General features: G+C 39.8%; 18 protein-coding genes. 12 read left to right on the top strand and 6 right to left on the bottom strand.

Annotated elements, in window-relative coordinates:
• Positions 1-79: 79 nt before the first annotated feature.
• Positions 80-487 (bottom strand): helix-turn-helix domain-containing protein, encoded by a 408-nt coding sequence (locus tag H6G41_RS23625; RefSeq protein WP_242038026.1) that lies wholly within the window; start codon positions 485-487, stop codon positions 80-82.
• A 418-nt stretch (positions 488-905) separates the two neighbouring features.
• On the opposite strand from H6G41_RS23625, the gene H6G41_RS23620 reads away from it, so the two are divergent.
• The 11 genes from H6G41_RS23620 (at position 906) to H6G41_RS23570 (ending at position 16,001) form a co-directional block, all read left to right on the top strand.
• On the top strand, positions 906-2,048 hold the full coding sequence (locus H6G41_RS23620) for a BMP family ABC transporter substrate-binding protein (protein ID WP_190749193.1): 1,143 nt from the start codon (positions 906-908) through the stop codon (positions 2,046-2,048).
• A gap of 142 nt (positions 2,049-2,190) precedes the next feature.
• Entirely contained in the window at positions 2,191-4,350 is a 2,160-nt protein-coding gene (locus H6G41_RS23615) for a tetratricopeptide repeat protein (RefSeq protein ID WP_190749191.1), read from the top strand.
• Positions 4,351-5,040: 690 nt separating this feature from the next.
• Positions 5,041-6,591, top strand: coding sequence for a phage tail sheath subtilisin-like domain-containing protein (locus tag H6G41_RS23610; protein ID WP_190749189.1), 1,551 nt, complete (start codon positions 5,041-5,043; stop codon positions 6,589-6,591).
• Between the two features lie 71 nt (positions 6,592-6,662).
• Positions 6,663-7,193 (top strand): phage tail protein, encoded by a 531-nt coding sequence (locus H6G41_RS23605; protein ID WP_190749187.1) that lies wholly within the window; start codon positions 6,663-6,665, stop codon positions 7,191-7,193.
• 121 nt (positions 7,194-7,314) lie between these two features.
• Complete coding sequence (locus tag H6G41_RS23600) at positions 7,315-8,049, top strand: phage baseplate protein (RefSeq protein ID WP_190749185.1); 735 nt, start codon at positions 7,315-7,317, stop codon at positions 8,047-8,049.
• Positions 8,050-8,077: 28 nt separating this feature from the next.
• Positions 8,078-10,663 carry a hypothetical protein gene (locus tag H6G41_RS23595; RefSeq protein WP_190749183.1) on the top strand — a complete coding sequence of 862 codons (2,586 nt, stop codon included), beginning with the start codon at positions 8,078-8,080 and terminating at the stop codon, positions 10,661-10,663.
• Entirely contained in the window at positions 10,660-11,877 is a 1,218-nt protein-coding gene (locus tag H6G41_RS23590) for a DUF4255 domain-containing protein (protein ID WP_190749180.1), read from the top strand. Before H6G41_RS23595 ends, H6G41_RS23590 begins: the two co-directional genes overlap by 4 nt.
• Before the next feature lie 56 nt (positions 11,878-11,933).
• Positions 11,934-13,952, top strand: a complete 2,019-nt coding sequence (locus H6G41_RS23585) for an ATP-binding protein (protein ID WP_190749178.1) — start codon at positions 11,934-11,936, stop codon at positions 13,950-13,952.
• Between the two features lie 22 nt (positions 13,953-13,974).
• The gene (locus tag H6G41_RS23580) at positions 13,975-14,241 is read left to right on the top strand and encodes a hypothetical protein (protein WP_242038025.1); all 267 of its coding nucleotides are present in this window, start codon (positions 13,975-13,977) and stop codon (positions 14,239-14,241) included.
• Positions 14,238-15,791: a DUF4157 domain-containing protein gene (locus H6G41_RS23575; RefSeq protein ID WP_190749176.1), complete on the top strand. Its 1,554-nt coding sequence runs from the start codon at positions 14,238-14,240 to the stop codon at positions 15,789-15,791. The genes H6G41_RS23580 and H6G41_RS23575 overlap by 4 nt, the downstream gene beginning before the upstream one ends.
• A gap of 63 nt (positions 15,792-15,854) precedes the next feature.
• Positions 15,855-16,001 carry a hypothetical protein gene (locus tag H6G41_RS23570; RefSeq protein WP_190749174.1) on the top strand — a complete coding sequence of 49 codons (147 nt, stop codon included), beginning with the start codon at positions 15,855-15,857 and terminating at the stop codon, positions 15,999-16,001.
• 84 nt (positions 16,002-16,085) lie between these two features.
• On the opposite strand, the gene H6G41_RS23565 is transcribed toward H6G41_RS23570, so the two are convergent.
• The 3 genes from H6G41_RS23565 to H6G41_RS23555 form a co-directional block, all read right to left on the bottom strand.
• Entirely contained in the window at positions 16,086-16,436 is a 351-nt protein-coding gene (locus H6G41_RS23565; RefSeq protein ID WP_190749172.1) for a Rieske (2Fe-2S) protein, read from the bottom strand.
• A 295-nt stretch (positions 16,437-16,731) separates the two neighbouring features.
• Complete coding sequence (locus tag H6G41_RS23560) at positions 16,732-19,200, bottom strand: filamentous hemagglutinin N-terminal domain-containing protein (protein WP_190749170.1); 2,469 nt, start codon at positions 19,198-19,200, stop codon at positions 16,732-16,734.
• A 186-nt stretch (positions 19,201-19,386) separates the two neighbouring features.
• Complete coding sequence (locus H6G41_RS23555; protein ID WP_190749167.1) at positions 19,387-19,563, bottom strand: hypothetical protein; 177 nt, start codon at positions 19,561-19,563, stop codon at positions 19,387-19,389.
• A gap of 736 nt (positions 19,564-20,299) precedes the next feature.
• Between H6G41_RS23555 and H6G41_RS23550 the strand changes: the two genes are divergently transcribed.
• Positions 20,300-22,885: an adenylate/guanylate cyclase domain-containing protein gene (locus H6G41_RS23550; RefSeq protein WP_190749165.1), complete on the top strand. Its 2,586-nt coding sequence runs from the start codon at positions 20,300-20,302 to the stop codon at positions 22,883-22,885.
• Between the two features lie 216 nt (positions 22,886-23,101).
• On the opposite strand, the gene H6G41_RS23545 is transcribed toward H6G41_RS23550, so the two are convergent.
• Together H6G41_RS23545 and H6G41_RS23540 are read right to left on the bottom strand one after the other, a co-directional pair.
• On the bottom strand, positions 23,102-23,677 hold the full coding sequence (locus H6G41_RS23545) for a DUF2808 domain-containing protein (RefSeq protein WP_190749163.1): 576 nt from the start codon (positions 23,675-23,677) through the stop codon (positions 23,102-23,104).
• A 125-nt stretch (positions 23,678-23,802) separates the two neighbouring features.
• The gene (locus H6G41_RS23540; protein WP_190749161.1) at positions 23,803-26,001 is read right to left on the bottom strand and encodes a polysaccharide biosynthesis tyrosine autokinase; all 2,199 of its coding nucleotides are present in this window, start codon (positions 25,999-26,001) and stop codon (positions 23,803-23,805) included.
• Positions 26,002-26,363: the final 362 nt, after the last annotated feature.

Raw genomic sequence — 26,363 nt, 5'->3', positions numbered from 1 at the left:
TTTTAGCGATCGCTCTCTTCACCAGTTATATATAGTTCTCTTGTACTACTCAAAACACACCTCTACTTAGCACTTTTCTCTATTTAGATGCGTTTGCCCTGACCTGCTGACGAGTCATTCTTTTACTACCTTTATTACCTTCTTTGTAGGTTTTTAAGATAAAGTCCTGCCATTCTTCATCAACTCGATGTTTTCCTTTGTCATTTCGTTCTGTTTGTGCCAGTCCGACTAGTCCCTCCTGTTCCCATTTATCAACTAATCGCCGCACTGTTCGTACTGACTTTCCTAGTTTGGCTGCTGCTTCCTTGAGCCTTTGAGCATATGTAGTGCGATCGTCTGCTTCTAGAAGACTTTGGATCACCTCCATTTTTAACTTTGCTTCATCGGAAAGTTCCGAAACAATAACTTGAGTTTCGGTAATATTGCTGCTTAAATCTGCAATTTTTGATTTAGTTGCAGGTATTTGAGAAGAATGATCGTCCTGCATATACATTTTTGTTTAATTGCAACATTTATGTATATTATAAGTACGTTGTGACATTTAATTTGTTAATTTTTCTCAACTCAGCAATTTCCCTTGTTTTTAGAAAGTGACATTTAAATTGTTAAACTTCAGGAATTAGACATTTAATTTGTTAATTTTCTATAACAGACATCGTGAGAAGTCAGACAATAAAAACCCTGCTATAATTGTTGCTAGAGAAGGCTTTCAGCGATTTCATTTTAAAATGACATTATTTTGTTAAAGTGACAAATAATTAGTTAATGTACATTTTTTATTTATTGCTAGAAATAATTTATCTAGTTTGACAAATTTGATACAATATGATGCATTTACAGACAATCACTAGTAAGTGTGATGAGTGCGATCGCTTTATCTGGTTGTAAATGTTAAATTCCTGAACATGGATCGTCGGAATTTTCTCAAGTATGCGACTTTAGCGGGTTCTAGCTTGGCGTTGAATAGCTGTATGTCCGCGAGAAATTCGCCATTACAAAGTGAAGCTACTCCCCAAGCTTCGCCTGTATTAGTTAGCGAACCGCTAAAAGTGGGATTTGTCTATTTCAAGCCTGTGGGTGATTTTGGCTGGACTTACTCCCACGATCTCGGTCGCAGAGAAATGGAAGCGACTCTACAAGATAAAATTAAAACTACTTTTATTGAAAATGTTAATGAAGGGGTTGATGCGGAAACAGTCATTCGCCAACTCGCACAAGATGGTAATAAATTAATTTTTACAACTTCCTTGAGCTACATGAAGCCAACAATTAAAGTAGCTAAGGAATTTCCGCAAATTATCTTTGAAAATTGTACCGGAAATGAACTTACGGCGAATGTTGGTACTTATATAGGACGCTGGGAAGAAGCCAGATATTTAACAGGAATGATTGCCGGAAAGATGACAAAATCAAATGTTGTTGGTTTTGTGGCTGCATATCCCATTCCTGAAGTAATTCGCGCAATTAATGCTTTTACTCTAGGATTACGGTCAACCAATCCTCGAGCAAAAGTGAGGGTATTGTGGGTGGAAACTTGGTACAATCCTGTCAAAGAAAGGGAAGCTGCGCAAGCTTTAATTAATTTAGGTGCAGATGTGCTGACACAGCATACAGACTCGGCTGCAATAATACAATTAGCAGCAGAAAAGGGCATTTATGCTATTGGCTACAATAGCGATATGAGTAAGTTTGGTGCTAAAGCACACCTGACATCAATAATTAATAAATGGGGAAAATTTTATACAGATACAGCTTTAGCGGTAATCAACAATACATGGAAACCGCAAAGGATTTGGCATGGAATTGCGCAAGGAATGGTAGATATTTCGCCGATGAATCAGGTGATTCCTAGCGATGTGCAACAATTAGTTAATAGGAAACGGGAACAGTTTATTCAAGGTATTGCTCATCCTTTTAATGGCCTGGTAAAAGACCAAAAGGGAGTTGTACGCATACCTAAAAGCAAAGTGTTGGACGATAAAGCACAAATGACAATGGACTGGTATGTGGAAGGAATTGAAGGCTCAATTCCCAAGTATAAATTTTAGTTAAAAGTTTTTACGCAAGTTTAATATTAAAATATTACTGCTAGGTATCAATAATTTGACAAAATAAAAAATATTAACAGTCTAAAATACAACTTCTTTAGACTAAATCGGATAATTTTAATGAATTTTAAATTATTTATATATGCAAATCTGTCAAAATCCGAATTGCTCAAATCCTTTTAACCCTGATAACAATAGATTTTGCACTAGTTGTGGTTCTAATAATTTTGGGACATTGTTCAAAAACCGCTACCGTATCAGCCGATTATTAGGCGAAGGTGGTTTTGGTAAAACCTATGAAGCTAAAGATATTGATAGATTAGATGCGCCTTGCGTAATCAAGCAATTTGTCCCCCAGGTTCAGGGTACAGGTGCGCTGAAAAAAGCGGCGGAGATGTTTAAGGAAGAAGCCAAGCGTTTATTTGAACTGGGAGAAAATCATCCCCAAATTCCCAGGCTGGTGGCTTATTTTGAGCAAGGAGTAAATTTGTATTTAGTGCAAGAATTTATTCCTGGAGAGACTTTAGCGACAGAACTACAACAACATGCTTTTAGTGAAATGCAAATTCGGGAATTGTTAAACGATTTATTGCCAATTCTCCAATTTGTTCACGATCGCCATATAATCCATCGGGATATTAAACCAGAAAATATTATTCGCAGAAACTACGATCGCAAATTGGTGCTGATTGACTTTGGCGGTGCGAAACAAGTTACCCAAACTACTTTAGCGCGTCAAGGAACGGGAATATATACAATTGGCTATGCGCCTTTAGAACAAATGCAAGGATACGCTTACCCAGCAAGCGATTTATATGCTTTGGGTGCGACTTGTGCGCGGTTATTAACCAGATGTTTGCCGTTACATGATGCTTACGGTAATTTGGCTGACTCGCTTTATGATGTGAGAGAGGCACGGTGGTTGTGGCGAGAAAGGCTCAGAGAACAAGGTTTAAGTATTAGCGAGGATTTAGGACAGATTCTCGATAAATTGCTGAAGCATTTAGTCAGGGAAAGATATCAAAGTGCAGGGGAAGTTTTGCAAGATTTGCAAAATCGCACATCGAATATACCAGCCACCGTACCAGTTTTTCACCAATCCCCAGATAATGCCCAAACTTATCACTTTTGGGGATTAGATAAACTACAACGCCAAGATTATGAAGGTGCGTTAACAGATTTTAACCAAGCTTTACAGATAAATCCTAGCTATGTTGAGGCTTGGTGTAATCGAGGTAATGTGTATTTAAAATTGGGCAATTATGATGCTGCACTTGCAGATTACGATCGCGCTTTGACTATCAATCCTCAGTTTACTCAAGCACTGCAAGGGCGTGATTACATTTTATCTATGCAGCGCGGCTATACCCCTATCAACTCGCAGCCCAACTCACAACCGCAATCACAGCCGCAATTCCAAGCAGCAGCTTTCGCCTATACTCTCAGTGGACATGGAAACTTAGTCAGAAGTGTTGCTTTTAGCCGAAATGCGCCAATTTTGATTAGTAGCAGCAACGATAAGACAATCAGGATTTGGAACTTGCAAACACGTAAGTTGCAAATGTCACTAAATGATACAGGAATTTGGATAGTTACAGCGATCGCACCTGATGGACAGACGATTGTTAGCGGTAGTAACGATAATACAATCAAAATTTGGCATCTGAACGTTAATAAACCTCAGCGCGTCCTCAGAGGACATTTTGACTTGATTAATTCTGTCGCTATCAGTCCCAATGGACAATTTTTGGTGACTGGAAGTAGGGATAAAACAATTAGAATTTGGCAATTACAAACAGGAAATTTACTGCAAACCCTTTCTGGACATAGTGGTTTAGTGTATGCTGCGGCGATTAGTCCCGATGGTAAATTGATTGCTAGCGGTGGGAGCGATCGCGCTATTAAAATTTGGCAATTGGATAATGGGGAACTCCTGCGGACAATTCCCGATAACCCTGGCTTTGTGCGCACAGTGGCTATTAGTTCCACATTACAAATTATTGCCAGTGGCGGCTACGGTAACACCATCAACCTGTGGAACTTACAGACAGGAAAGCTACAACACAGGCTGGAAGGACATAAAGGTTTAATCGAAAGTTTAGTAATTACTCCAGATGGACAGACTTTAATCAGTGGTAGTAGCGATCGCACCATCAAAATTTGGAACTTACAGACAGGTCAATTGCTACAAACCCTCACTGGACATAATGGTAGCATTCTCTCTCTCGATATCAGTCCCGATGGTAAAACCCTCGCCAGCGCCAGCGAAGATAAAACAATCAGGATTTGGCAGGCTGGGTAGGGGGTAATTAATTGGGCATTGGGCATTGAAACAATTTTGGATTTTGGATTTTAGATTTTGGATTCCAATCTAAAATCGCAAATCTAAAATCTAAAATTCCTTGTCTCCCTTGTCCTCCTTGTCCTCCTTGTCTCTCTCCCCCTCCTATCTCTGTAATAGAGAGTGAAGATTACTACATAGTATGTAAACCAAGTTTGTTGTTTTTTTACAAAATTGTCTTTTTTCGGTGTAAACCTGCTTTTATTATTTAGTGTGTCATTTTCATGGCTAACGTCGGTTACATCTCAACTTTCACGAACAAAGTTGAGTAATTATTACTACATTTTATTTCGGTGCCTGTCAAAGCTCGGTAGTTAAACAATACATAGAGGTGCAGACCTAAAAACTGGGTGAAGTCTTTAACTGACACGCCCAAAATATATCTATGAGCCTTGTCCAAAGTACATACAGGAAAACAAAGGAGAATTGTTCACAGCAGATTTTGCACTGCTATAGATAACCCATTGCACCTAATTTATGGACATAGCTTGCTAGTGAGGTTGTCATCTAAAAACAACCATCTCTAAGCATTGATAAATATCAAATAATTCACCTCTACAAAAGGCTGTCAGTTTTCTATGACTATTATTCAGACAGCTAAATGTTGCTTGTGAATTTAAAACTTACCCTCTGCGATCAAAGGAATTAATTATGCCAGTTACACCTACTTATCCTGGTGTTTACATTGAGGAAATTCCTAGCGGTGTTCGTACCATAGTTGGGGTAGCAACCTCAATTACAGCTTTTATTGGAATAGCCAGCCAAGGAAGAGTTAATTACCCCGTTAGAATCCAAAGTTTTGGCGATTTTGAACGTCAATTTGGTGGTTTATCGATTCAAAGCGCTTTAGGCTACGCCGTCCAGCAATATTTTCTCAACGGCGGAACAGATGCATTAATTATTCGGGTTGCTAGTAGCGATGCGACGCCAGCGACGGTGAATGTTGGCGGACTAAATCTCACCGCCACTAGTCCTGGTAAATGGATTAATGAGAGATATAAAGCCAAGGTTTCTTATCCGAAATTCGGCCCAGATGCTGATAACAATCAGATATTTAATCTGGAAATTCTCCATGAAATTAATCCAGGAGAAGACCCGATAGTTGTCGAATCTTTCCGCAATCTTTCCACAGATAAAGATTCACCCAGATACGTCAAAAGTGTCATTCAAGCAGATTCTACTTTTGTCGATGTTACGGGAGAAGTACAGCAAAACCGACCTACAGAAACTGAGGTAGCATTTACTGCGGGAACTGATGGCGCTAATAATCCCAGCTATGCAGATTACATCGGTAACGAAGCCTTGAAAACTGGTTTGTATGCGTTAGAGAAAGCAGATTTATTTAACTTGCTTTGCATTCCTCCTAATAGCCGCGAACAGGGAAATAATGTTGCTGATGATGCAGGACAAGCCTTACTCACAGCAGCTATAACTTACTGTAAAAAACGGCGCGCCATCTTAATTATTGACCCGCCAACTAAGTGGGATAGTACGGCTAAAGTTGTTGAAGATTTAACTAGCAATAGCAATAGTGTTATTAATCAATTCCGGGATGAAAATACAGTCATCTATTTCCCACGCATCAAAGCACCGGATTTATTAAGAGAAAACCGTCTAGAAGAGTTTCCTCCTTGCGGTGTGGTTGCAGGAATTATGGCGCGGACTGATGCAAATCGTGGAGTGTGGAAAGCACCTGCAGGGATTGAAGCCACGCTTTCTGGAGTCAGACAGTTTTCTTACGAACTGACTGATGGTGAAAATGGTCAGTTAAACCCCTTGGGTGTCAACTGTTTGCGTTCCTTCCCGGTATATGGAAATGTGGTTTGGGGTGCAAGAACCCTCGAAGGTGCGGATCAACTCGCCTCGGAATGGAAATATTTACCGGTACGGCGTTTAACTCTGTTCATGCAAGAAAGCCTGTATAGAGGAACGCAATGGGTAGTATTTGAACCCAACGATGAACCTCTATGGTCGCAAATTCGCTTGAATGTTGGCGCGTTCATGAATAACTTGTTCCGCCAAGGTGCATTTCAAGGTAAGACACCGCGGGAAGCCTATTTTGTCAAGTGCGATAGTGAAACAACTACGCAGAACGATATTAACTTAGGTATCGTTAACATCGTTGTTGGGTTCGCACCCTTAAAACCTGCTGAGTTTGTCATTATTAAATTCCAGCAAATTGCTGGGCAAATTGATACTTAAGGAGTTGTATAAAAATTAGCTATTAGTTTGGACTGCGATCGCATTTTTCTACAACTCAACAGGAGAAATTTATGCCTCAACCCCAATTTGTTGTTAATGCACAACGTTTCGATCCCTATAAAAACTTCAAATTCCGCGTCAAATGGGATGGTAGATATGTGGCGGGAATTAGTAAAGTGAGTGCGCTCAAACGTACCACGGAAGTAGTTACCCACCGCGAAGGCGGAGATCCCAGCAGTCCTCGTCATTCACCAGGACAAACCAAGTATGAAGCGATTACTTTAGAACGGGGTGTTACCCATGATAAAGACTTTGAACAATGGGCAAATAAAGTCTGGAATTATGGTTCTGGTTTAGGTGCAGAAGTATCGCTGAAAGACTTTCGTAAAGACATCATTATTGAATTGATGAATGAAGCGGGACAGGTAGCTATAACCTACAAAGTTTTTCGTTGTTGGGTATCAGAATTTCAAGCTTTACCTGACTTAGATGCAAATGCTAATGCTGTAGCAATTCAAACTATTAAATTGCAAAATGAAGGTTGGGAACGCGATTATGATGTGACTGAACCTACAGAACCAAGTTTCTTAGAACCAACTTAAATTTTAGTAGGGTGCGCTACGGCTTAAGGCTAACACACCCTACTAAAAAAGGTGGTTGTTTAGCGGGTTTAGCACTGCTAAACCCCTACAATATATTAATTGCAAACCGTGAATTTTTATTATGCGTCCTTTGACTGGCGAACAAATATTAAAAATATGGGAAATTGGTCAGAATCAACATCCTATTGATAGAGCGTTGACTTTTCTAGCTTTTGCTTGTCCAGAAAAATCACCGGATGAATTAGCCACTTTAAGTATTGGACAACGAGATGCACATCTTTTAACTTTAAGAGAACTCACTTTTGGTTCTAAGATGGAAAGTTATGCTGAATGTCCAAAGTGTGGGGAAAAGTTAGAATTTACTATTGGTGTGGCTGATATTCGCGTTGCAGAATCGTTAGTAACAATACAACAAGAATACAATTTAACATCTGGTGAATATCAATTACAGTTTCGTCTACCTAATAGCAAAGATTTAGCGGCTGTGGTTGGTTATCAAGATTTAAATATGCTACGAAATTTAATCGGACAGCGATGTATTTTACAAATAAAGCGTGAAGGAGTTGAGATTAACTACCGTGATTTACCTGCTGTTGTGATTACTCAATTAGCAGAATCTATGGCTGAATATGATGCACAAGCTGAAATTTTATTAAATTTAATTTGTCCAGCTTGTAATCATTCTTGGCAAGTTTTATTTGATATCGTCGCTTTTTTCTGGAGCGAATTGAATACACAAGCTAAACGTTTACTGCGGGAAGTTCATACATTAGCACGATATTATGGTTGGCGCGAAGCCGATATATTATCGATGAGTAATAATCGCAGAAATTTCTATTTGGATTTAGTAAATTGACTTTTTATAACCCTTATGAGGCGCTGATATGTCTGCTGATTTTTTAACTACATTAGCTGCACGTACTCTGGGTTTAACACCAATCATTCAACCTGCGATCGCTTCTTTTTTTGCTCCTCAATATAACATGATAGAAGAAGGTAGGGGGGAAGATGCTTTGATATATGATGACACTTCTCTGACATCAAATTCTTCATCTTCTTTAGTGGCTGGTGGTAATTCTTCGGCAGAAATATCTAGATTGCCTTATAGTCGAATATTAGCGGCTGCACCGGATAATGAGTTAGTTGATTCTCAGCCTGTGATATCTCCAGGATTACCGACTCATGATTTACCATTGCAAATGGGGGAAAGTGCGATCGCATTTTCAACCGAACCATTAATTAATACTGAAAATTTACAATTAAGTAATAATATTCACAATTCTATAAAAAATGAAATATCACAGTTTACTCCTCAAACTGAAGTATCTAACTTAATACAATCACCAACGCAGAATATAGTTCAGCGACAAGTAGATGTGGTTACACCTTTACCTCCTCCATCTGTAGCTTCACCAAATATAGGTTTGGGAGTTTCTGAGTCTGTCACACCATTAGTAGAACCTGTAATAAATCAGGCGAATTTACAACCGCAAACGCCTAATCAACAGAATTTTGATTTGCAGTCATCAGAAACTCTTAATAATAAAGAGACATCAAATTTTCAACAACATCATCAAACTATTGATGCAGAAATATTTCCTGATGTTGTAGAAGTTGCGCAGCCAGAATTAAAAGCATCATCGCCTGTTATACTTCCTGCAAATTCGATAAATCCTGTAGTTTCAACGCCAGAAAATCAACAACTTTTAGTTTCTCCAGAAAAAGATAATTTCAATTCTGAATCTTCAACAGCACCACCGCAGTCTGTATTACCTCTAAATACTGTTACCCCTGTTTCATCACTAGAAAATCAACCAAATTTAATTTCGCCACGCCAAAATGATTCAGCAATTTCACAATCTAATTTATTATCGACATCTGGATTAAATAGCAATGCTGTAACCCCTGCAATTTCAACGTCAGAAAATCAACAGTATTTGGTGTCTCAAGGAAAAGATAATTTCAATTCTGAATCTTCAACAGCATCACCGCAGTCTGTCTTACCTCTAAATACTGTTACCCCTGTTTCATCGCTCGATAATCAACCAAATTTAATTTCGCCACGCCAAGATGCTTCAGTAACTTCACAATCTAATTTATCACCGCCATCTGGATTAAATAGCAATGCTGTAATACCTGCAATTTCACCGCCAGAAAATCAACAGCTTTTAGTTTCCCAAAAAAAAGATAATTTCAATTCTGAATCTTCAACAACACCACCACAGTTTGTCTTACCGCTAAATACTGTTACCCCTGTTTCATCACTAGAAAATCAACCAAATTTAATTTCGCCACGCCAAGATGCTTCAGTAACTTCACCATCTAATTTATCACCGCCATCTGGATTAAATAAAAATGCTGTAACCCCTGCAATTTCAACGTCAGAAAATCAACAGTATTTGGTGTCTCAAGAAAAAGATAATTTCAATTCTGAATCTTCAACAGCATTACCGCAATCTGTATTACCTACGAATACTGTTATCCCTGTAGTTTCATCTCTCGGAAATCAACTAGATTTAACTTCCCTAAAGCAAAATAATCCAGATTTTCAGCCTTCAGCATCAAAAGTATCACCACAGTCGATAGTTCCAGCAAATACTTTTACAAATGTATTCTCATCGACAGCAAATCAACAGTTTTTTGTGTCGCAACAAGAAGATAACCGAAATTTTCAGCCTTCAGCATCACCAATATCACCACAGTCTGTAATTCCGGCGAATACTGTCACGCCTATAGTTTCATTTAGAGAAAATCAAAATACTCTGATTTCTCCACGCCAAAATGAATCTGCAACATCACAACTATCACCACAGCCTCTAGTTCCAGCAAATGCTTTGATATCAGCAGTCTCACCACGAGAAAATCAACAGCCTGCGATTTCATCACGCCAAGATGAATCAGGAAAAATTACCCCAGCCTTAACAGGTGAATTATCAGAAATTACATCGCAAAGCAAACGCCAGATCGTACAAAACTCTTTTCAGGAGAGTACAGCTATACCTATGCCTATACCTGTAACCTTAGCTCTAGAACAGCAGAACTCTGCAAATTCAGAATTTCCTCGACAGCAACAAATCAATCGGGCTGTAAATACTTATGCTGTGATAACTCCCTTAGTAGATAAACGGATGCTGAAAAACGATCGCTCTTCTGAATCTTGGGATTTACAAACAAGACTACCGTCGGAAACTATAATCGCGCAAAACGAAACAAAAATCAAGCCCTTAGTTACCATCTCCCAAAAGCGATCGCTTGATTTTGAAAATGACAGTCAATTAACATCTAAGCGAGAGTTAGGAAATACTCAATCTTCAGACGCACCGCCGACTGTACAAGTTACCATTGGCAGAATTGAAGTCCGTTCTGCACCAGCACCTACAGCACCCACAGCTAATAAAAAATCTAGTTCCCGCCAGCCATCGGTTTCTTTGCAAGATTACCTAAAGCAACGCCAAGGAGGTAAATTATGAGTAACTCAGTGGCGATCGCTGCTGTTACTGCCACACTGCGCAATTTAATTGCCTCTGCGATTACCGACGAGCTAGGAAGTGGTGTGGTAACGACTCAACCGCCAGATAAAGCGCGAGAAAACGGCAATAACGGCAATCAAATTAATATTTTTCTCTATCAAGTTCTGCCAAATGCAGCTTTACGCAATCGGGATTTACCGCCACGAGTCAAGCCAGGAGAAACGGGACAAGCGCCATTGGCGTTGAATCTTTACTATATGCTGACTGCTTACGGTAAAGATAATGATGATGTTTTAGGTCATCGTCTCTTGGGTCGAGCAATGCAAGTATTACACGATTACCCAGTGTTAGACCCAGCTTTAATTAAAAGTACCTTGGCAGAAAGTGACTTACAAAATCAAATCGAAAAAGTTCGATTTACGCTGCAACCTTTAAATTTAGAAGATATATCCAAACTTTGGACGACTTTTCAAACTCAATATCGAATTTCCGCCGCTTATGAAGCTTCTGTAGTCTTAATTGATAGTAGTTTACGCATCAAATCGCCTTTACCAGTGTTGACGCGAGGGCCAGGAGATTACGGCGTATTTGCCCAAGCCGATTTACTTCCCCCCTTCCCAGCGATCGAAACTTTGCAAATACCCAACCAACAAACCAGCGCCCGTTTGAGTGAAATTATCACCTTAGAAGGTCATCATTTAGACAGCGATGATGAAAGAGCAATTGTGATTTTGCATAATTTCCGACTACCAAACCCGATTCAAATCCAAATCCAGCAACAAACTAAGTATAAAGAAATTACATTTGAGCTACCAAATCGACCAGCCGATATACCAGCGGGATTTTATACAGTCAAAACTAAATTACTGCGCAATGGTAAAGAACAGGTAACCAACGCTTTACCCTTGACTGTCGCACCACAATTGCAAGAGCTTAATTTAAGCGATCGCACTCTCACTCTCAATTTTACGCCCCAAGTATGGAGGGAGCAAAGTGTAGCTTTATTATTGAGCGATCGCGAAATTCTACCCCAAATAGATACAGACGCGACTGAATTACCAGAAAAAACCAATACCCTAACATTTGACTTGACAAAAGTTCCGGCTGGTGATTACTTTGTCCGCTTGCGGGTAGATGGCGTAGATAGCTTATTAATCAACCGTTCTGTGAAACCGCCAGTATTTGACTCTAGACAAAAAATAACATTGTCATGAAAATGGGCATTGGGCATTGGGCATGGGAAAGACAGATTTTCTTGTGAGGGATTTTGATGAAAGACATGCAACGCTGGCAAACTGCTAATGAGGAATATCTCTCAGCTGCTGTTAAGTGGATACGTCTGCGGTTACAGCAAATGGTTGATATAGAACAAGTCTCGCCCGCAGAAATCGCCCAAGCGCAAGCAGCAATGACAGAGGCAGAAAATATCCAAACACCCCCGGCTTTGGTACTCTTGGCGCAAAGGTTTGGACTTTCTCAGTTTGAGCAAAATTTATTGCTGTTATGTGCAGCGATAGAACTAGATACGAGAATTGCTAAACTGTGCGCCGCAGCCCAAGACGATCGCAATCGCCCTTACCCCACCTTTGCTTTAGCTTTCGCTTGTTTAGATGAGCCAGCTTGGGATGTACTTTCACCAGAAAGACCTTTGCGTTACTGGCGCTTAATTGAAATTAATCAACCTCCTGCCCAACCTTTAACCACCAGTGCATTACGAGCAGACGAACGCATAGTTAATCATATCAAAGGATTAACCTACCTGGACGACCGTTTAGCACCGTTATTAGTACCTCTAGAAACTGCTGAAAGTGACATTGCTTTACCACCCTCCCAGGAAAAGTTAGCAATCGCGCTAATCCAGCAACTTAAACATTCTACCTATTGGCGATCGCCTCCGGTCATCCAATTATTAGGTGCAGATTCTCTCAGCAAACAACTAGTAGCCCAGCAAACATCAGCAGCACTCGGCTTGCATCTCTACCGTTTACCTGTGGAACTCCTACCAACCCAAGCCAGTGAATTAGAAATATTTGCCCGACTTTGGCATCGCGAAACCTTATTATTACCCATCGCGCTTTATCTCGATGCTAACGAAATCGAAACTGCATCTTCAACTCAAGGATTAGCCTCACCACTGCACCGCTTTCTCAGCCGTAGCCACACCCTGATATTTCTCGATACCCGCGAACCCCGCCAACGCTTGGGGCGAACTCACATTAATATTGATGTAGCCAAACCCACCGCCAACGAACAAGTCACAGCCTGGAAATCGCTGTTAACAGAAGTAGCCGATAATACATCTCAATTACTTGCAGGACAATTTAACCTCAACTCTGTCACCATTGAGCAGATTTCTAGACAAGTAGTAAATGAAACAACAGATAATTCTGCAATCCAAAATCCAAAATCTAAAATCCAAAATCAGATATGGGACGCTTGTCTGAGTATTACCCGTCCCCAATTAGATAACTTAGCCCAGCGCATAGATGTTAAAGCCACTTGGGATGACATTGTATTACCCAAAGAAGAGATTAACTTATTACATCAAATAGCCGACCAAGTGCGATCGCGTCATCAAGTATACGAAGATTGGGGATTTCATCAGCGCATGAATCGCGGGATGGGTATCAGTGCCTTATTTGCAGGGGAAAGCGGCGTTGGTAAAACAATGGGGGCTGAGGTAATTGCTCATGATTTAAGTTTACATTTATACCGCATAGATTTGTCATCTGTTGTCAGTAAATACATTGGCGAAACCGAAAAAAACTTGCGCCGACTATTTGACGCAGCCGAAGACGGCGGTGCAATTTTATTTTTTGACGAAGCCGACGCCTTATTTGGTAAGCGTAGCGAAGTTAAAGACAGTCACGATCGCTATGCCAATATTGAAATTAACTATTTATTACAGCGCATTGAAGCCTACCGAGGTTTAGCCATCCTCGCCACTAATATGAAAAGTACCTTAGACGTTGCTTTTATGCGGCGGCTGCGGTTTATTGTTAACTTTCCCTTTCCTAACCCTAAAGAACGTAAGCTAATTTGGCAGAAAGCATTTCCCCCAGAAACCCCCATTGAGAATTTAGATTTTCACCGCCTAAGTCAGTTTAATTTAGCAGGAGGTAGCATTCATAACATTGTTTTAAACGCAGCCTTTATGGCAGCTAGCACTAAAACTGCCGTAACAATGCCCATAGTACTAGCAGCCACACGGATGGAATATCGGAAACTAGAGCGACCAATTAATGAAGTAGATTTTCGTACCTCAGAACCCACAGAAGCAATTATATAGATTCATTAAATATCAATGCCCCATGCCCAATGCCCCATGCCCCATTATGAATATTAATTTACATATCGAACAGTTAATTTTAGAAGGATTAGATATTCCCCGCAGCCAGCGGGAATTATTACAAGCCACCGTTGAAGCAGAACTAGCAAGATTATTATCAACCGAAGGATTACCAACTGGCTGGCAGTCTAGTGTATCAATTCCACCGATAGAAGTTACACCCAGTAGTAATACTACGCAAATGGGACAACAAATTGCTCAAGCCGTATATCGAGGAATGGGACAATGAATGGTAAAAGTGGTAACCAAGTAAAGCAGCACAAAGCAACAAATAACCCGCTTGCAACGGGGATTTTACAGCGCCAATGTACAAATTGTGGGCAACATACCATTGCGGGTGGCGAATGTGCAGAATGTCAGAAAAATCACTCTGTATTACAACATCATGGTAGTTTTTCTACTATGTCTTTGGCGAAATCTCAATCACAACCAGGATTAACAAATAATTCTGACTTCAATCATGACTTTACCCAAATACCTATGGCCCGGATGAAGTCATCTATACAAGCTAAACTGACGATGAGTCAACCAGGGGATAAGTATGAGCAAGAAGCAGATGCAATAGCAGAAAACATTGTTCAAAATCTCAATAATGCTCCATCTTCTCAAATATCTCAGCAACAGCAAAAGCTGCAAAAAAAAGAAGTCACCAGTGAATTTCAATTAATGAACCAGCCAATTGTGGCAACTAATATAGAGTCTGTAACTAACTATATCCAAACTCAAAATGAACAACAGAATAATTTTGTTCCTGTGTCTGTTGAAAATAAATTAAACGCCACCAAAGGTAGCGGTACACCCTTACCAGCAGAGACTCGTATCCAAATGGAATCTGTATTTGGTACAGACTTTTCCCAGGTGCGACTACACACAGATAAGAATGCTATTCGGCTCAATCAAGATTTGAACGCACAAGCTTTTACGCATGGCACTGACATTTATTTTAATGCCGGAAAATATGATAATAACAGCCCAGAAGGGAAAAAGCTATTAGCCCATGAATTGACACATACTGTGCAGCAAACTGGAGGTAGTGCATCATTAAACATAGGCAAAAAAGATAAAATTATTCAAAGAAGTGTGAGTACTTTTTGTAATGCTCCTAGTAGTTGGGGAATGCCTCCAAGTATGTGGCTAATGCTTGGTGAGTTTGCCCATTTAATTGGCAGAGGTGATTATTTAACTAAAATGGGAGGTACAAGAGGAGTAGATGTTTATTTCGACACCTTTGAGTTATTGCCAGTTGACCCAGATTATGCAGCATTTCTTATTAGAAATAATCCTTCACTGAGCGCCTGGAAGCAAGTTTTTCTTAGCCTAACTCCACTAAAAAGACCTGACTACATGGTTCACAGACCAGGATTAACTGAGTTTGATGAGTTGAAACCCGATTCAATTCCTGGTGTTTTGGGTGGGGTGAATAAAATTTATGAAATTGCCGGGTATATGAGTCTATTAGGATTACCTTATCGATTTGGAACTACTTATACCCCAACCCGCATGATTCCTTTATTTACTACTTCATTAGGCGGAGTTCCTGTAGAAGTAGCTTTGAAATTTGAACGGAAGAGATCTGGTTTGATAGTCTATGAATTGTGTATTACAACTGATTGGGCTTTAGTAGCAAAAGCAGCTTTGATTGCTTTGATTGTAGCGATTCTAATTATTTTATTACGTAGATTACCAATACCAGGGCCTGCTCCTGTTCCCTCTCCTGTATTAGCAGAAATAGGCGAACCAGATTTTACTCCTAGTTCTGCAGTAACTCAGTTAGGCTAATGGCAACATCTTCAAACTTGGGGAATTTTAAAAAAGTGTCGTTAAAATAAGGAATCAAAACTTATGCTTTCTATTCTTTCATCAACTCTAGAAGTTTTAATCTTTCTCTTCATTGCGGCTTTTGTGAGTGGATTTTTCTTATCCGATTTTGCCAAGAAATCCGAATCTTCTACACAAGTAACAGGTAACAAAGCAATAGCAAATAAATAAAATCAGCTATCATCATCTCTTGGTATATCTGTTTGGGTATACCAAGATGATGATGTCAACCTTTAAGAAATTCTTGGTAAGCTATTACACGCCTACCAAAATATTGCCATTTTCCACACGGGTGGGGAAAACAGGTACAGCTTTTTCCTTAGATACTAAGCCCATGAGCTTATTAATCCCAGGGGGAAAGGTAATCCATTCCGTAGGATTACCAGTATTTAGGTCAAAGGCGCTACGGTGAAATGGACAGACAATTGCCCCGTCATCTGTAATTTTGCCTTTCTTCAAAGGTAGCTTCATGTGCGGGCAAGAATTTTCTAAGGCGTAAATTTTGTTGTTATGGTGGACTAATAAAATAGAACGGTTTTCAACTTTTACTACTTTCCGTTCATTGGGTGGTAGTTCATTTTCTGCAAGAACCTGAATCCAATTCATAAATTCCTCTCTTGACATCATCTAAAGGACGGCTGGGTAATTCGTAATGCTTCGGCTTCTCTTCTCCCAAAGGGAGACGCTGACGCGAACGTTGGTAACGTAATTCGTCATTGAAGGTACAAGCCTAAGCTGCTATGCTGACACCGGCTCCTCACATAAGGCGCAGTCAATTCAAACATTGCCGAAATTGCAGGAAATAGCCTGAATTACCGGATAATTGACTTTTTGGTATTCCCTAGTTGATTAGACAAACATTATTTATTATCCCAGAGCAAGGGACTTCAATTGTGGAGAATCAATGACTAATCAGCATTGCCGCTGGTTGAGATCTAGTACAATCTGTTGACTTGTACCAAGAACTGTGAATATTCCCTGTGGCTGTATGGGCGGTGAGTACAACTTCGCCTTGGGGATTGACTGCCCATCCTGTAGCTTCGACAATTTTTGCATGAGGAGATGGAGAATTTAGGCTAGCAGTGGGTTGAGAGGTTGGTTGACGAATATTATCTACTGCAATCCAATCAGCGATCGCAATCTCACTATTGAGGGTTTGTGTGGGGTTGGAAGGTATACCCCCACGTCCAATAACTGTAAAACTACTTTTATCATTAGCGACAATTACTTTACAAGTTTCGTCTACTTTCAGTTCTACTGGTTGAGTTGGTAAGTTGACTAACCCACTATTAGGATCTACATCTGGGGTATTAATATCGACTACGCCGCTTAATGTTGGGTTTGTCTGGGAAATGGCGGTAATATCGTTTGTTTGTAACAGTTGGGGATTGAGTTGAGTCGGATCTTTAGTGTTGAGCAATGTTACCAAATCTTCCCGGCTGCGCTGTTCGATGCCAAAAATATCATAGGCGTTGATTTCCACTCTGCCACCAGAACCAGTGAAAGCATTAGCGGTGATATCGCTGTTTTCTTGGGGAACGGCAACAATAAAGCCATTGGGAGTATTGATGGTAATATTACCACCATTACCACCGCCCCCAGATGTTCCGGCGGTTGTGGAGATTTGAGCGCGATCGCGTAATAACAGTAAATTTTGAATTTCTAATGTTAAATCTCCACCGTTACCAGAGACGGTTTCCGCAACTACTTTACTTTGTCTCTCCAAACGCATTTCTGTGGCATTAACTGCCAATATCCCGGCATTTCCTCTCCCTAAAGCTTCTACAGTCAATCTTGCGCCATCTCTGACAATTAACTTTTCTGTATTCACAAACAAAGAACCCGCCTCTCCACTACCGCGACTGCGCGCAAATAAGCCGCTAGGATCTTTATCAATGGGTGAAACTCCACTTAAATCTATCAATTCAGAAGCCCGTACTGTGAGGCTACTGCCATTACCCCGACTATTTCTACCTGTACCGGCGGTAATTACTCCGCCATTCTGGGCAATAAACTGTTTGGTATCAATGATTATCGAACCGGCATTGCCTAAATCGAGAGTTTGCGAAAATAAGCCACTGGGAAAATCCTGAAAAGAAGCCCCGCTGAGTAAAATCGAATCTGTAGCGGTGACTTTCAACATTCCTCCATCACCTCTACCTTGCCAAGCGGTAGTTGTGATATTTGCCCCACCATCAATAATTAATTTTTTGGTTTCGACAGTCAACAAGCCAGCCGCACCATCGCCAAAGGTTCTAGTAGCTAAACCGCTGGGGAAACCCGCAAAAGGCTTACCTTGGGGAATAGTTCCGCTGACTTGGATCAAGTCTGTGACTTTTACGGTTAAACTTCCCCCAATACCTGTTGTTCCAGGGCTAGTACCAGCTACGATTTGCGAACCATCTTGCAGTGTTAACTGCTGTGCTTGCACAACAATACCTCTACCATTTTCACTGCCTTGGGTGTCTGCTTGGACTATAGAACCATCGGTGAGTTGAATTTGTCTACCTTGGAGTTGAATAAAACCACTCCCCAATCCATCAGCAACAATTACAGCTAGATTTTTGAAGGAAATATCCGCTGGTGTGACGTTATTCGGAAAGCTTAAAGGCTGATTTTGGCTGTCAATGTTGATTTGGATTGTCCCTGGCTGTGATATTCCACCAATAGCAATTTGTCCGCTAAAAGCTTTGAGCGTTCTCCGATTTTCCTGTAATTGACCATTGCCTATCAAGTTAATATTACCGCCCACTAAAGCCAAAGTTTTACCTAGGGGTACTTCTAGCGCTCCATAATGATTAATTTCTCCCCCTAGCTGGTCAAATTGCAAACCCACAGGTGTACTAATTGTTAATAGGGGTGCTGTTTGGGGATTAGTGGCACTAAAAACTGTGTCATCGGCAAATTTGATGCCGCTGGCTGTACTAGCAACAAAGGAACCACCTATATTGAGTCGAGCATTGGCTCCAAAAAATATGCCGTTAGGGTTAACTAAAAATAAGTTGGCATTGGAACCTACTATACTCAGTGTGCCAAGAATCTCGGAGCGATTATTACCAGTAACCCGCACCAAAATATTTTGAATATTACTATTAGGACTTAAGAAAACTGCTGAACGTCCTTCACTGACGTTAAATTCCCGTAAACTGTGGAATAAATTGCGATCGCGGATTGCGCCTTTGGCGATCGCTTCGGTAGCATCAAGGTAATTCTGGATAACTTGAGAACTTTCATTACCAAGGTTACTATCAGGAGTAATGGCACTCTGGGCAAATACAGAATTGCTCATGAACAAGCTCATGCTCAAGGTTAACGCGCCAACACTTCCTAAGCCCAGTTGCCAAGCACAAATTTTCCTACTTTTAACCATCTCCAGAATTGCCTCTGCTGAAAAATTTCCCACAAAAAAACGCTATAAATAGCGTCTGGTAAGGCATTAGCAATCTAGTATACCTGGTTGATGGGCCTTGATTCTGACTTTGACCACCCCATACTCATATCCAGGGGGCAGTTTTCCCTCTCCTTTCACCTGAGTGATGGGGTTTCCCGCCGCTTTTTATGAAGCTTCTTCAGTCTCGCTCGGCTCAGATGTTTCTTCTGTTGGCGTAGTTTCAGTTGCTTCTTCAGTTTTTGTCGGTTTAGATGGTGGATCTAAGGGTAATAAAGGTTTGGGATTGGGGGGAGTGTAGGTACTCTTGACTACAGTGCGTGGGCGCTCTAATGTTTGAACCATAAGTTAATTTACCTGGATAAAAAGATTAAACTATGAGGTTTGAGACTCAGTTGATGTAATTTTCAACGTCTACATTTATATATCGCCCTCTTATCTAGGTTTTATGCAATTAACTCAATTTTTTACAAAACTTCAACTTAAATCAGTGGTAATATCTGCACGGGTGGTTGACTGTTGACGGTTGACTGTTGATTCTTAACAAAGGCTTTTCATTCGTTCTGGTGTATGCATGAAAATACTTCCTTTCCTTCTGCCATCTGCCATCTGCCATCTGCCTTATTTAGGTAATAAAAACAACTGACAACAGACATCTTTACAATCAGCCTGAATTAGGGTATCTCTTGACTGTTGTTAGATTTGCTCCCATGAAGATGACTAGCAAAATAGAGCAAAATTTTGCTTATCGCTCATTCAATAAGCAGATTTTTAGAGGCATAAACATATGGAAGTTACTATGCATCAGTCTAGTAGAAATCCTCAATTATTAATTTCACCCAGTTTTCCACAGGATGACGCTAGCTCAACAACAGATTAAACTGTGGATACTGTCTATAGTAATCCGAAGAGCGGATTTGTGAAATATTACATGTAGAGTTGTTGACGGTTAACGGTTAACAGTCAACAGCCAAAACCGATATTTTTCATAACTGAAATAGGATTGCTATAGAGATTGTTGTCATCTGCAACAATTAAATTACAGTTCTAAAATATAACCATTATATATATAAAGCTGATTATGTCATCGCATCAACCTAGTTTTGATGAGACTGCCGATTTAATTATTGGTGTTCGTAATCCAGAAAATGGCTATTTACAAGAAAATACTGCTCCTGTAGGTGCGCTGGCAAAAAGACAAGGAACTATTTCATCTTTTCTAGCTCCCTTAACACAGGAAACTTTTAAACAAGTTGTTAAAGAAGTCGAACAGAAATTACAGATTGTACACCAAACTTTATCCAGATTAGATTCTCATGAGTTTGATACAATCCTGGAAGAAATGTTGCATTCGATTACTTTAAAAACTGGTGAATTATTAGGAGCAGATAGAACGACAATCTTTTTACTAGATGAAGAAAAGCAACAACTATGGTCAATTTTAGCGGAGGGTGAAGGCGATCGCTCTTTAGAAATTCGCATTCCCGCCGATAAAGGTATTGCTGGCGAAGTCGCAACTTTTAAAAAAGTCATCAATATTCCCTATGATTTTTATCAAGATCCTCGTTCAGTATTTGCGCGGGAACAGGAAAAAATCACTGGTTACCGGACATATACAATGTTGGCTTTGCCATTGTTAAATGAACATGGACAATTAGTTGCAGTAGTGCAATTACTGAATAAATTAAAACCTGTCCATAATTTAAATGCGGCAATTGCTGACAGAATTGATACTAAAGGTTTTACTAAAGCAGACGAAGAATTATTTCAAGAATTCGCTCCCTCAATTAGATTAATTTTAGAATCATCGCGTTCCTTTTATATAGCTACGCAAAAACAAAGAGCCGCTGCTGCTTTAATGAAAGCAATTAAATCACTTTCACAAAGCAATTTAGATTTAGAAGATACCCTCAAACGGGTAATGGATGAAGCCAAAGAATTAATGAATGCCGATCGCAGTACCTTGTGGTTAATCGACCGCGATCGCCAAGAGTTATGGACAAAAATTACTCAAGTTGACGGCACAAAAAAAGAATTACGAATTCCTATAGGTAAAGGGTTTGCGGGGATAGTTGCAGCATCTGGTAAAAAACTCAATATTCCCTTTGATTTATACGATCATCCCGACTCGGAAACCGCAAAAAAAATTGACCAGGAAACTAACTTTCGTACCTGTAGTTTACTTTGTATGCCCGTATTTAACGCCGATCGCGAATTGATTGGTGTTACTCAGTTAGTCAACAAACGCAAATCAGGAGATTTTCCCGCTTACGATCATTCTCTTTGGCCGAAAGCTCCAGAATGCTTCCAAGCAAGTTTCGATCATAATGATGAAGAGTTTATGGAAGCTTTTAATATTCAAGCTGGCGTAGCGCTACAAAATGCCCAGTTATTTGCCAAAGTGAAGCAACAAGAACAAATGCAGCGAGATATTTTGCGCAGTCTTTCTAATGGGGTAATTTCTACAGATAAATCCGGCTTAATTATTGCTGCGAATGAAAGTGCTAAACGCCTTTTAGAATTACCAGAAGTAGACAGATTAGAAGGTAAGTTAATTCAAGATATTATCCGCATTAAAGAGGGTAATTTTAGTATTTGGTGCGAAAATGCTTTAAATGCAGCCGACTTAAAAAATCGCCAGCAGTATTATCCCGATCGCACTTTAATTACTCCTGGTACAGAACAACACAGTATCAATTTATCAATTAATACCATTGCCGATGCTAGCGATCGCCAAAAAATTCAAGGCGCGCTAGTTGTCATGGAAGATATTAGCGATGAAAAGCGGCTGAAAAGTACCATGTACCGCTACATGACGCAAGAATTAGCTGAAGAACTACTTAAGTTAGATGATGCCAAATTAGGAGGCGATCGCAAAGAAGTTTCTATTCTCTTTTCTGATATTCGGGGCTATACAACTTTAACCGAAAATCTCGAAGCTGAAGAAGTTGTGAGTATGCTTAATGAATATTTTGAATCAATGGTAGAGGCAGTTTTTAAACATAAAGGCACACTAGATAAATATATTGGTGATGCCATTATGGCTGTATTTGGTTCGCCTTTACCATTGGAAGAACATGCTTGGATGGCAGTGCAAACAGCTTTAGAAATGCGCCATCGATTACAGGAATTTAATCACCTCCGCTACCTCACTAATAAGCCAAGAATTAACATTGGTATTGGCATTAATTCTGATACCGTAATTAGCGGTAATATTGGTTCTAGTAAAAGAATGGAATTTACTGCCATTGGCGATGGTGTAAATCTTGGTTCCCGACTTGAAAGTGTTAGCAAACAGTACGGTTGCGACATCATTCTTAGCGATAATACTTATAAACCATGCCGCGATAATATTTGGGCAAGAGAATTAGATTATATTCGCGTCAAAGGTAGAAATGAGCCAGTAGCCATATACGAATTAATCAGTTTACGTTCCGACCCTATTAGTAGTAAAAAATTAGAAGTAATTGAGCGTTATCAAAAAGGGCGCGAGTATTACCTGAATCGACAATTTCACCAAGCACAAACCGAATTTAGTCAAGCTTTAGCTGTTGATAGTAATGACAAAGCCGCTATCTTATACCTGCGCCGTTGTCAGCACTGGATACAATCACCCCCATCAGATGCAGATTGGGATGAAGGTGTTTGGACATTTAAGGAAAAGTAATATTTATTGGGCATTGGGCATTGATGATTTATTTTTTGTCCTGCTTTCCTTCCCCTATCCCCTCATCCCAATGCACAAAAAATTTGGTACAGATGCAAACGCTAAAAGGTATGCTGAGTCTCACTTTCTTAATTTTGAATTTTGCGAAAAGTTGCGTGCGGGGGTTCCCCCCGTTGAGCAAACTTTTCAAGACGAATTTTGAATTTTGAATTTGTATCACCACCCAAAAGGTGAAAAAATAGTGCGACCGTGATTGTAAAAATGTAGTCGGCCAAAACCAAGAAATTGCCCGTGAGATTTTTCTCCGGCGGGAAAAGCTGTAACACCAAATAAATAAACACCAGAAACTGAGGGATTTTGTTGAGGTTGGAGCGCAATTGTAATGGTTTTACCGGGAGCTACTGGCGGATCGAATGTTAGTGTTACTGTCTGAGTTTTGCGATCGCTATTCGCTTCTTTTAATCCTAGCTTTTGACCTTCACGGGAACTCGTCCCTTCAAAGGCAAAACTCTTTTTGAGATTGAAGCGAATATAATCTACTCCTTCACGCTGGTTAATTGTGATTTTCTGTAAGGGTTCGCCAGCATTTTCTGGGAGGCTAAGAGTAAAGTAGTAGGTTGCACCCCAGACATAAACTTCATTAAAAGTAGTAGACGCCCCAAGCAGGCGAGGTGGTGAGGCAAAATATACTGTGCCATCTTGCAACTGAATTGCTGAACTTGATTTTGAGGTATATCCTTCTAGTCCAACTATAGTTGCGATCGCTATGCCAAATATGACTGCAACACGCATGGCTGTACCTGAAAAGCCCAACTATTACAGCCTAACGTACTTAAATAAGGGCTAGGGGCTAGGGGCTAGAGACTAGGGGCTAGATAGAGCTAGAGAGTAGAGAAGGCAATGCCCAATGCCCCTTTCTAATAAGTTTTATAATAATGTTTATAGCCTTTGTATTGAGTTTTATCTCCATTAGCCACAATGCCTAAGAGATTGACTGGAGAAATTTTCAGACTTTCCTGAGCTTGCATGATGCCTGTTTTATCTGTTTTGTCTATCCTGACAACTAAGACTACTCCATCGGTGTAGGGTGCGAGCATTCTGGCATCAACTAATCCCACGATGGGCGGAACGTCATAAATTACTAAGTCAAAGGTTCTTTGGAAATATCCCATCAGCTGTTTCATCTTTTCTGATGAAAGTAACCTTGCTGGGTCGGGTGGTATAGGCCCGGAAGTCACTACAGATAAGTTATTCATCTCTGGCATTTGCCGGATGACTTGCCCCGCAGGTATATTTGTCGAAATTAAACTACTCAATCCCCATAAATTATTTAAATCGCATAACCGATGAACTTGGGGACGGCGCAAATCTGCATCTACAAGTAGGACTCGTTTACCCATTGCGGCGGCGATTTGGGCTAATTGGAATGACACAGTAGACTTACCATCACCTGGTAGTGCTGAACTAATAATTAAGGATTTAATCGGTTGATCGGAACTGAGCAGTTGAATATTTGAATACAGTACCTGTAAAGATTCCCAGAATCTACCTTGACCGTAATAGCGATCGCTCCCTGAGCCATGCTGTAAACTTTTAGACACTTTAGAAACTTTTCGCCAAAATTTAAATGGCGTTTTTTCGGTAATATTTTTCCGTTCTATATTGTGATAAAGCTGGTTTTGAATTTTCTTCTCAAAAGGTAAGACTCCTAACAAAGGTAGTTTCAGATTTGCCTTAAGGCTTTCTGCATTATGGTAAGTATTATCTACCTTCTCCATTAGCAGGCTAATACCAAAACCTAATAGTAAACTAGCTACAGCGCCTAGAGCTAAACTCCGAGGAACATTAGGAGATATAGGATTTTCTGGCTCAAATGGTTCTTGAATTAATTCCCAGGGTAGTTCTGTTTGAGCAACTTGAATTTCTAGAGTTTCGCGAGTAGTTAAAAACCGATTTAGGCTATCAGTGGCAATTTGGAGTTCTCGTTGAAGTTCCGCATATTTTCTAGATAAAACTGGTAAGAGTTTCACTTGACGATAGAGAAGGCTTTCGGCTTTACTCAGTTCTTGACTTTGAACTTCCAAAATTTGGATTTGCGTGGCTACTTCAGCAAATTTTACCCCTAAAATCCGCTGTGCTTCTTGCTTGAGCATTGTTAAGATATTTTCTTTCTTCTGCTTCAAGCGTATTACTGGTGGGCTGTCTTCTTGAAATCGCACTAATTCACCAGCCATTTCCGTTTCTAATTGCTGTATTTGTCCAAATAATTGCTGATATACAGGTGCATTATTTAAGGCTGCTAGTTCACCTTGTTCTCCTTTAAGTCCCGTAAAAATAGCCCGATATTCTGCTAATTTCTGATCTATTGCTAGCCTTTGCTCGCTTAAGGCTTGGACTCTTTCTGCTACGTGTGAAGCCTGAGTTTCTGGACTAATAAATTCATATTTTTGGCGAAACAGTTGTAGCTCTTTTTGGAGATGTTCTACTCGTTTTTTAATATTAGGTAACTGTTTATCAACAAACTGTACTCCTTGCCTTAGCTTAGTTTGGCGTTTATCTAGACTGTAGTTTAAGTAAGATTTGGAAATAATATCTAGTACTAATTTAATTTGATTACTATCACTGCTGCGATAGCGTACTTCTATAATCTTAGCTGTACCTAAACGCCGAATGGTTAGATTTTCGATTAAAGAGCTATAGCTAATTTCAGGATAAAAAGTTTGTATTTGCTTAACAATACCTGCCATTAATTCTGGACTTCTGAGAACCTGAATTTGGCTTTCATAATCTAGATTACCTGACTTATCTGAGTTAGTAGGATCTACCGTCAGTTGCAACAAAGATTTTTCTTCATTGAGGGGTTCTACTAAAAGTTGAAAATTGCTTTCATAAACTGGTTTTTGATTGATTGTTGAGTAGGTAACAGCACTCATGACTAAAGTACCTACCCCCACAATAATTAAAGCCCTGCGCTGTAACAGCCCCAGGATTTGCCGTAAATCCCAATCACTGCTTTCTTTTTCAAATCCTAAGGCTGCAAACTGAGATGGAAATATTGAATGGTCAGCATTTCCATTCCGTTCGTAACTTGAAGTTTTAGTAAAATGGTTCTCCATTATTAATTCGTATTGTGTAATCAGTTAAGTGAGTTTATATCCGACAAAGTTCAGTTAAAGCCAGCACAATCTTGTAATTCTAATTAATTGCTGCTATCGCAAATGTCAATAGTTAAATTTAAATAAATTCAATATTTTTTCTGGAAGACTTTTATCTACCCCAATCCACAGATTTACTCAAAGTTGAGATTTTATCTAGCTGGTTGAGATTCTCAGATGAGATGCTAAACCTTCCCAGTATTTATACTCTGAATGCAATCAACCTGGATTAGCTGGAGCAAAATCAGAGGGTTTGCTGGTGTTAAATAGTTGAAAATGAATATTGTCCATTGTACGTAGTTTAACAGTAATTACTGTAGTAA

It is taken from the genome of Tolypothrix sp. FACHB-123, assembly GCF_014697075.1.
Classification (GTDB): Bacteria; Cyanobacteriota; Cyanobacteriia; order Cyanobacteriales; family Nostocaceae; genus Aulosira.
This window is presented reverse-complemented; position numbering and strand designations above follow the sequence as displayed.

Bases quoted from the DNA above. Each gene is read 5' to 3' on its own strand.
- H6G41_RS23625 (WP_242038026.1), bottom strand. From the start codon at position 487: ATGCAGGACGATCATTCTTCTCAAATACCTGCAACTAAATCAAAAATT.
- H6G41_RS23620 (WP_190749193.1), top strand. From the start codon at position 906: ATGGATCGTCGGAATTTTCTCAAGTATGCGACTTTAGCGGGTTCTAGC.
- H6G41_RS23615 (WP_190749191.1), top strand. From the start codon at position 2,191: ATGCAAATCTGTCAAAATCCGAATTGCTCAAATCCTTTTAACCCTGAT.
- H6G41_RS23610 (WP_190749189.1), top strand. From the start codon at position 5,041: ATGCCAGTTACACCTACTTATCCTGGTGTTTACATTGAGGAAATTCCT.
- H6G41_RS23605 (WP_190749187.1), top strand. From the start codon at position 6,663: ATGCCTCAACCCCAATTTGTTGTTAATGCACAACGTTTCGATCCCTAT.
- H6G41_RS23600 (WP_190749185.1), top strand. From the start codon at position 7,315: ATGCGTCCTTTGACTGGCGAACAAATATTAAAAATATGGGAAATTGGT.
- H6G41_RS23595 (WP_190749183.1), top strand. From the start codon at position 8,078: ATGTCTGCTGATTTTTTAACTACATTAGCTGCACGTACTCTGGGTTTA.
- H6G41_RS23590 (WP_190749180.1), top strand. From the start codon at position 10,660: ATGAGTAACTCAGTGGCGATCGCTGCTGTTACTGCCACACTGCGCAAT.
- H6G41_RS23585 (WP_190749178.1), top strand. From the start codon at position 11,934: ATGAAAGACATGCAACGCTGGCAAACTGCTAATGAGGAATATCTCTCA.
- H6G41_RS23580 (WP_242038025.1), top strand. From the start codon at position 13,975: ATGCCCAATGCCCCATGCCCCATTATGAATATTAATTTACATATCGAA.
- H6G41_RS23575 (WP_190749176.1), top strand. From the start codon at position 14,238: ATGAATGGTAAAAGTGGTAACCAAGTAAAGCAGCACAAAGCAACAAAT.
- H6G41_RS23570 (WP_190749174.1), top strand. From the start codon at position 15,855: ATGCTTTCTATTCTTTCATCAACTCTAGAAGTTTTAATCTTTCTCTTC.
- H6G41_RS23565 (WP_190749172.1), bottom strand. From the start codon at position 16,436: ATGAATTGGATTCAGGTTCTTGCAGAAAATGAACTACCACCCAATGAA.
- H6G41_RS23560 (WP_190749170.1), bottom strand. From the start codon at position 19,200: ATGGTTAAAAGTAGGAAAATTTGTGCTTGGCAACTGGGCTTAGGAAGT.
- H6G41_RS23555 (WP_190749167.1), bottom strand. From the start codon at position 19,563: ATGGTTCAAACATTAGAGCGCCCACGCACTGTAGTCAAGAGTACCTAC.
- H6G41_RS23550 (WP_190749165.1), top strand. From the start codon at position 20,300: ATGTCATCGCATCAACCTAGTTTTGATGAGACTGCCGATTTAATTATT.
- H6G41_RS23545 (WP_190749163.1), bottom strand. From the start codon at position 23,677: ATGCGTGTTGCAGTCATATTTGGCATAGCGATCGCAACTATAGTTGGA.
- H6G41_RS23540 (WP_190749161.1), bottom strand. From the start codon at position 26,001: ATGGAGAACCATTTTACTAAAACTTCAAGTTACGAACGGAATGGAAAT.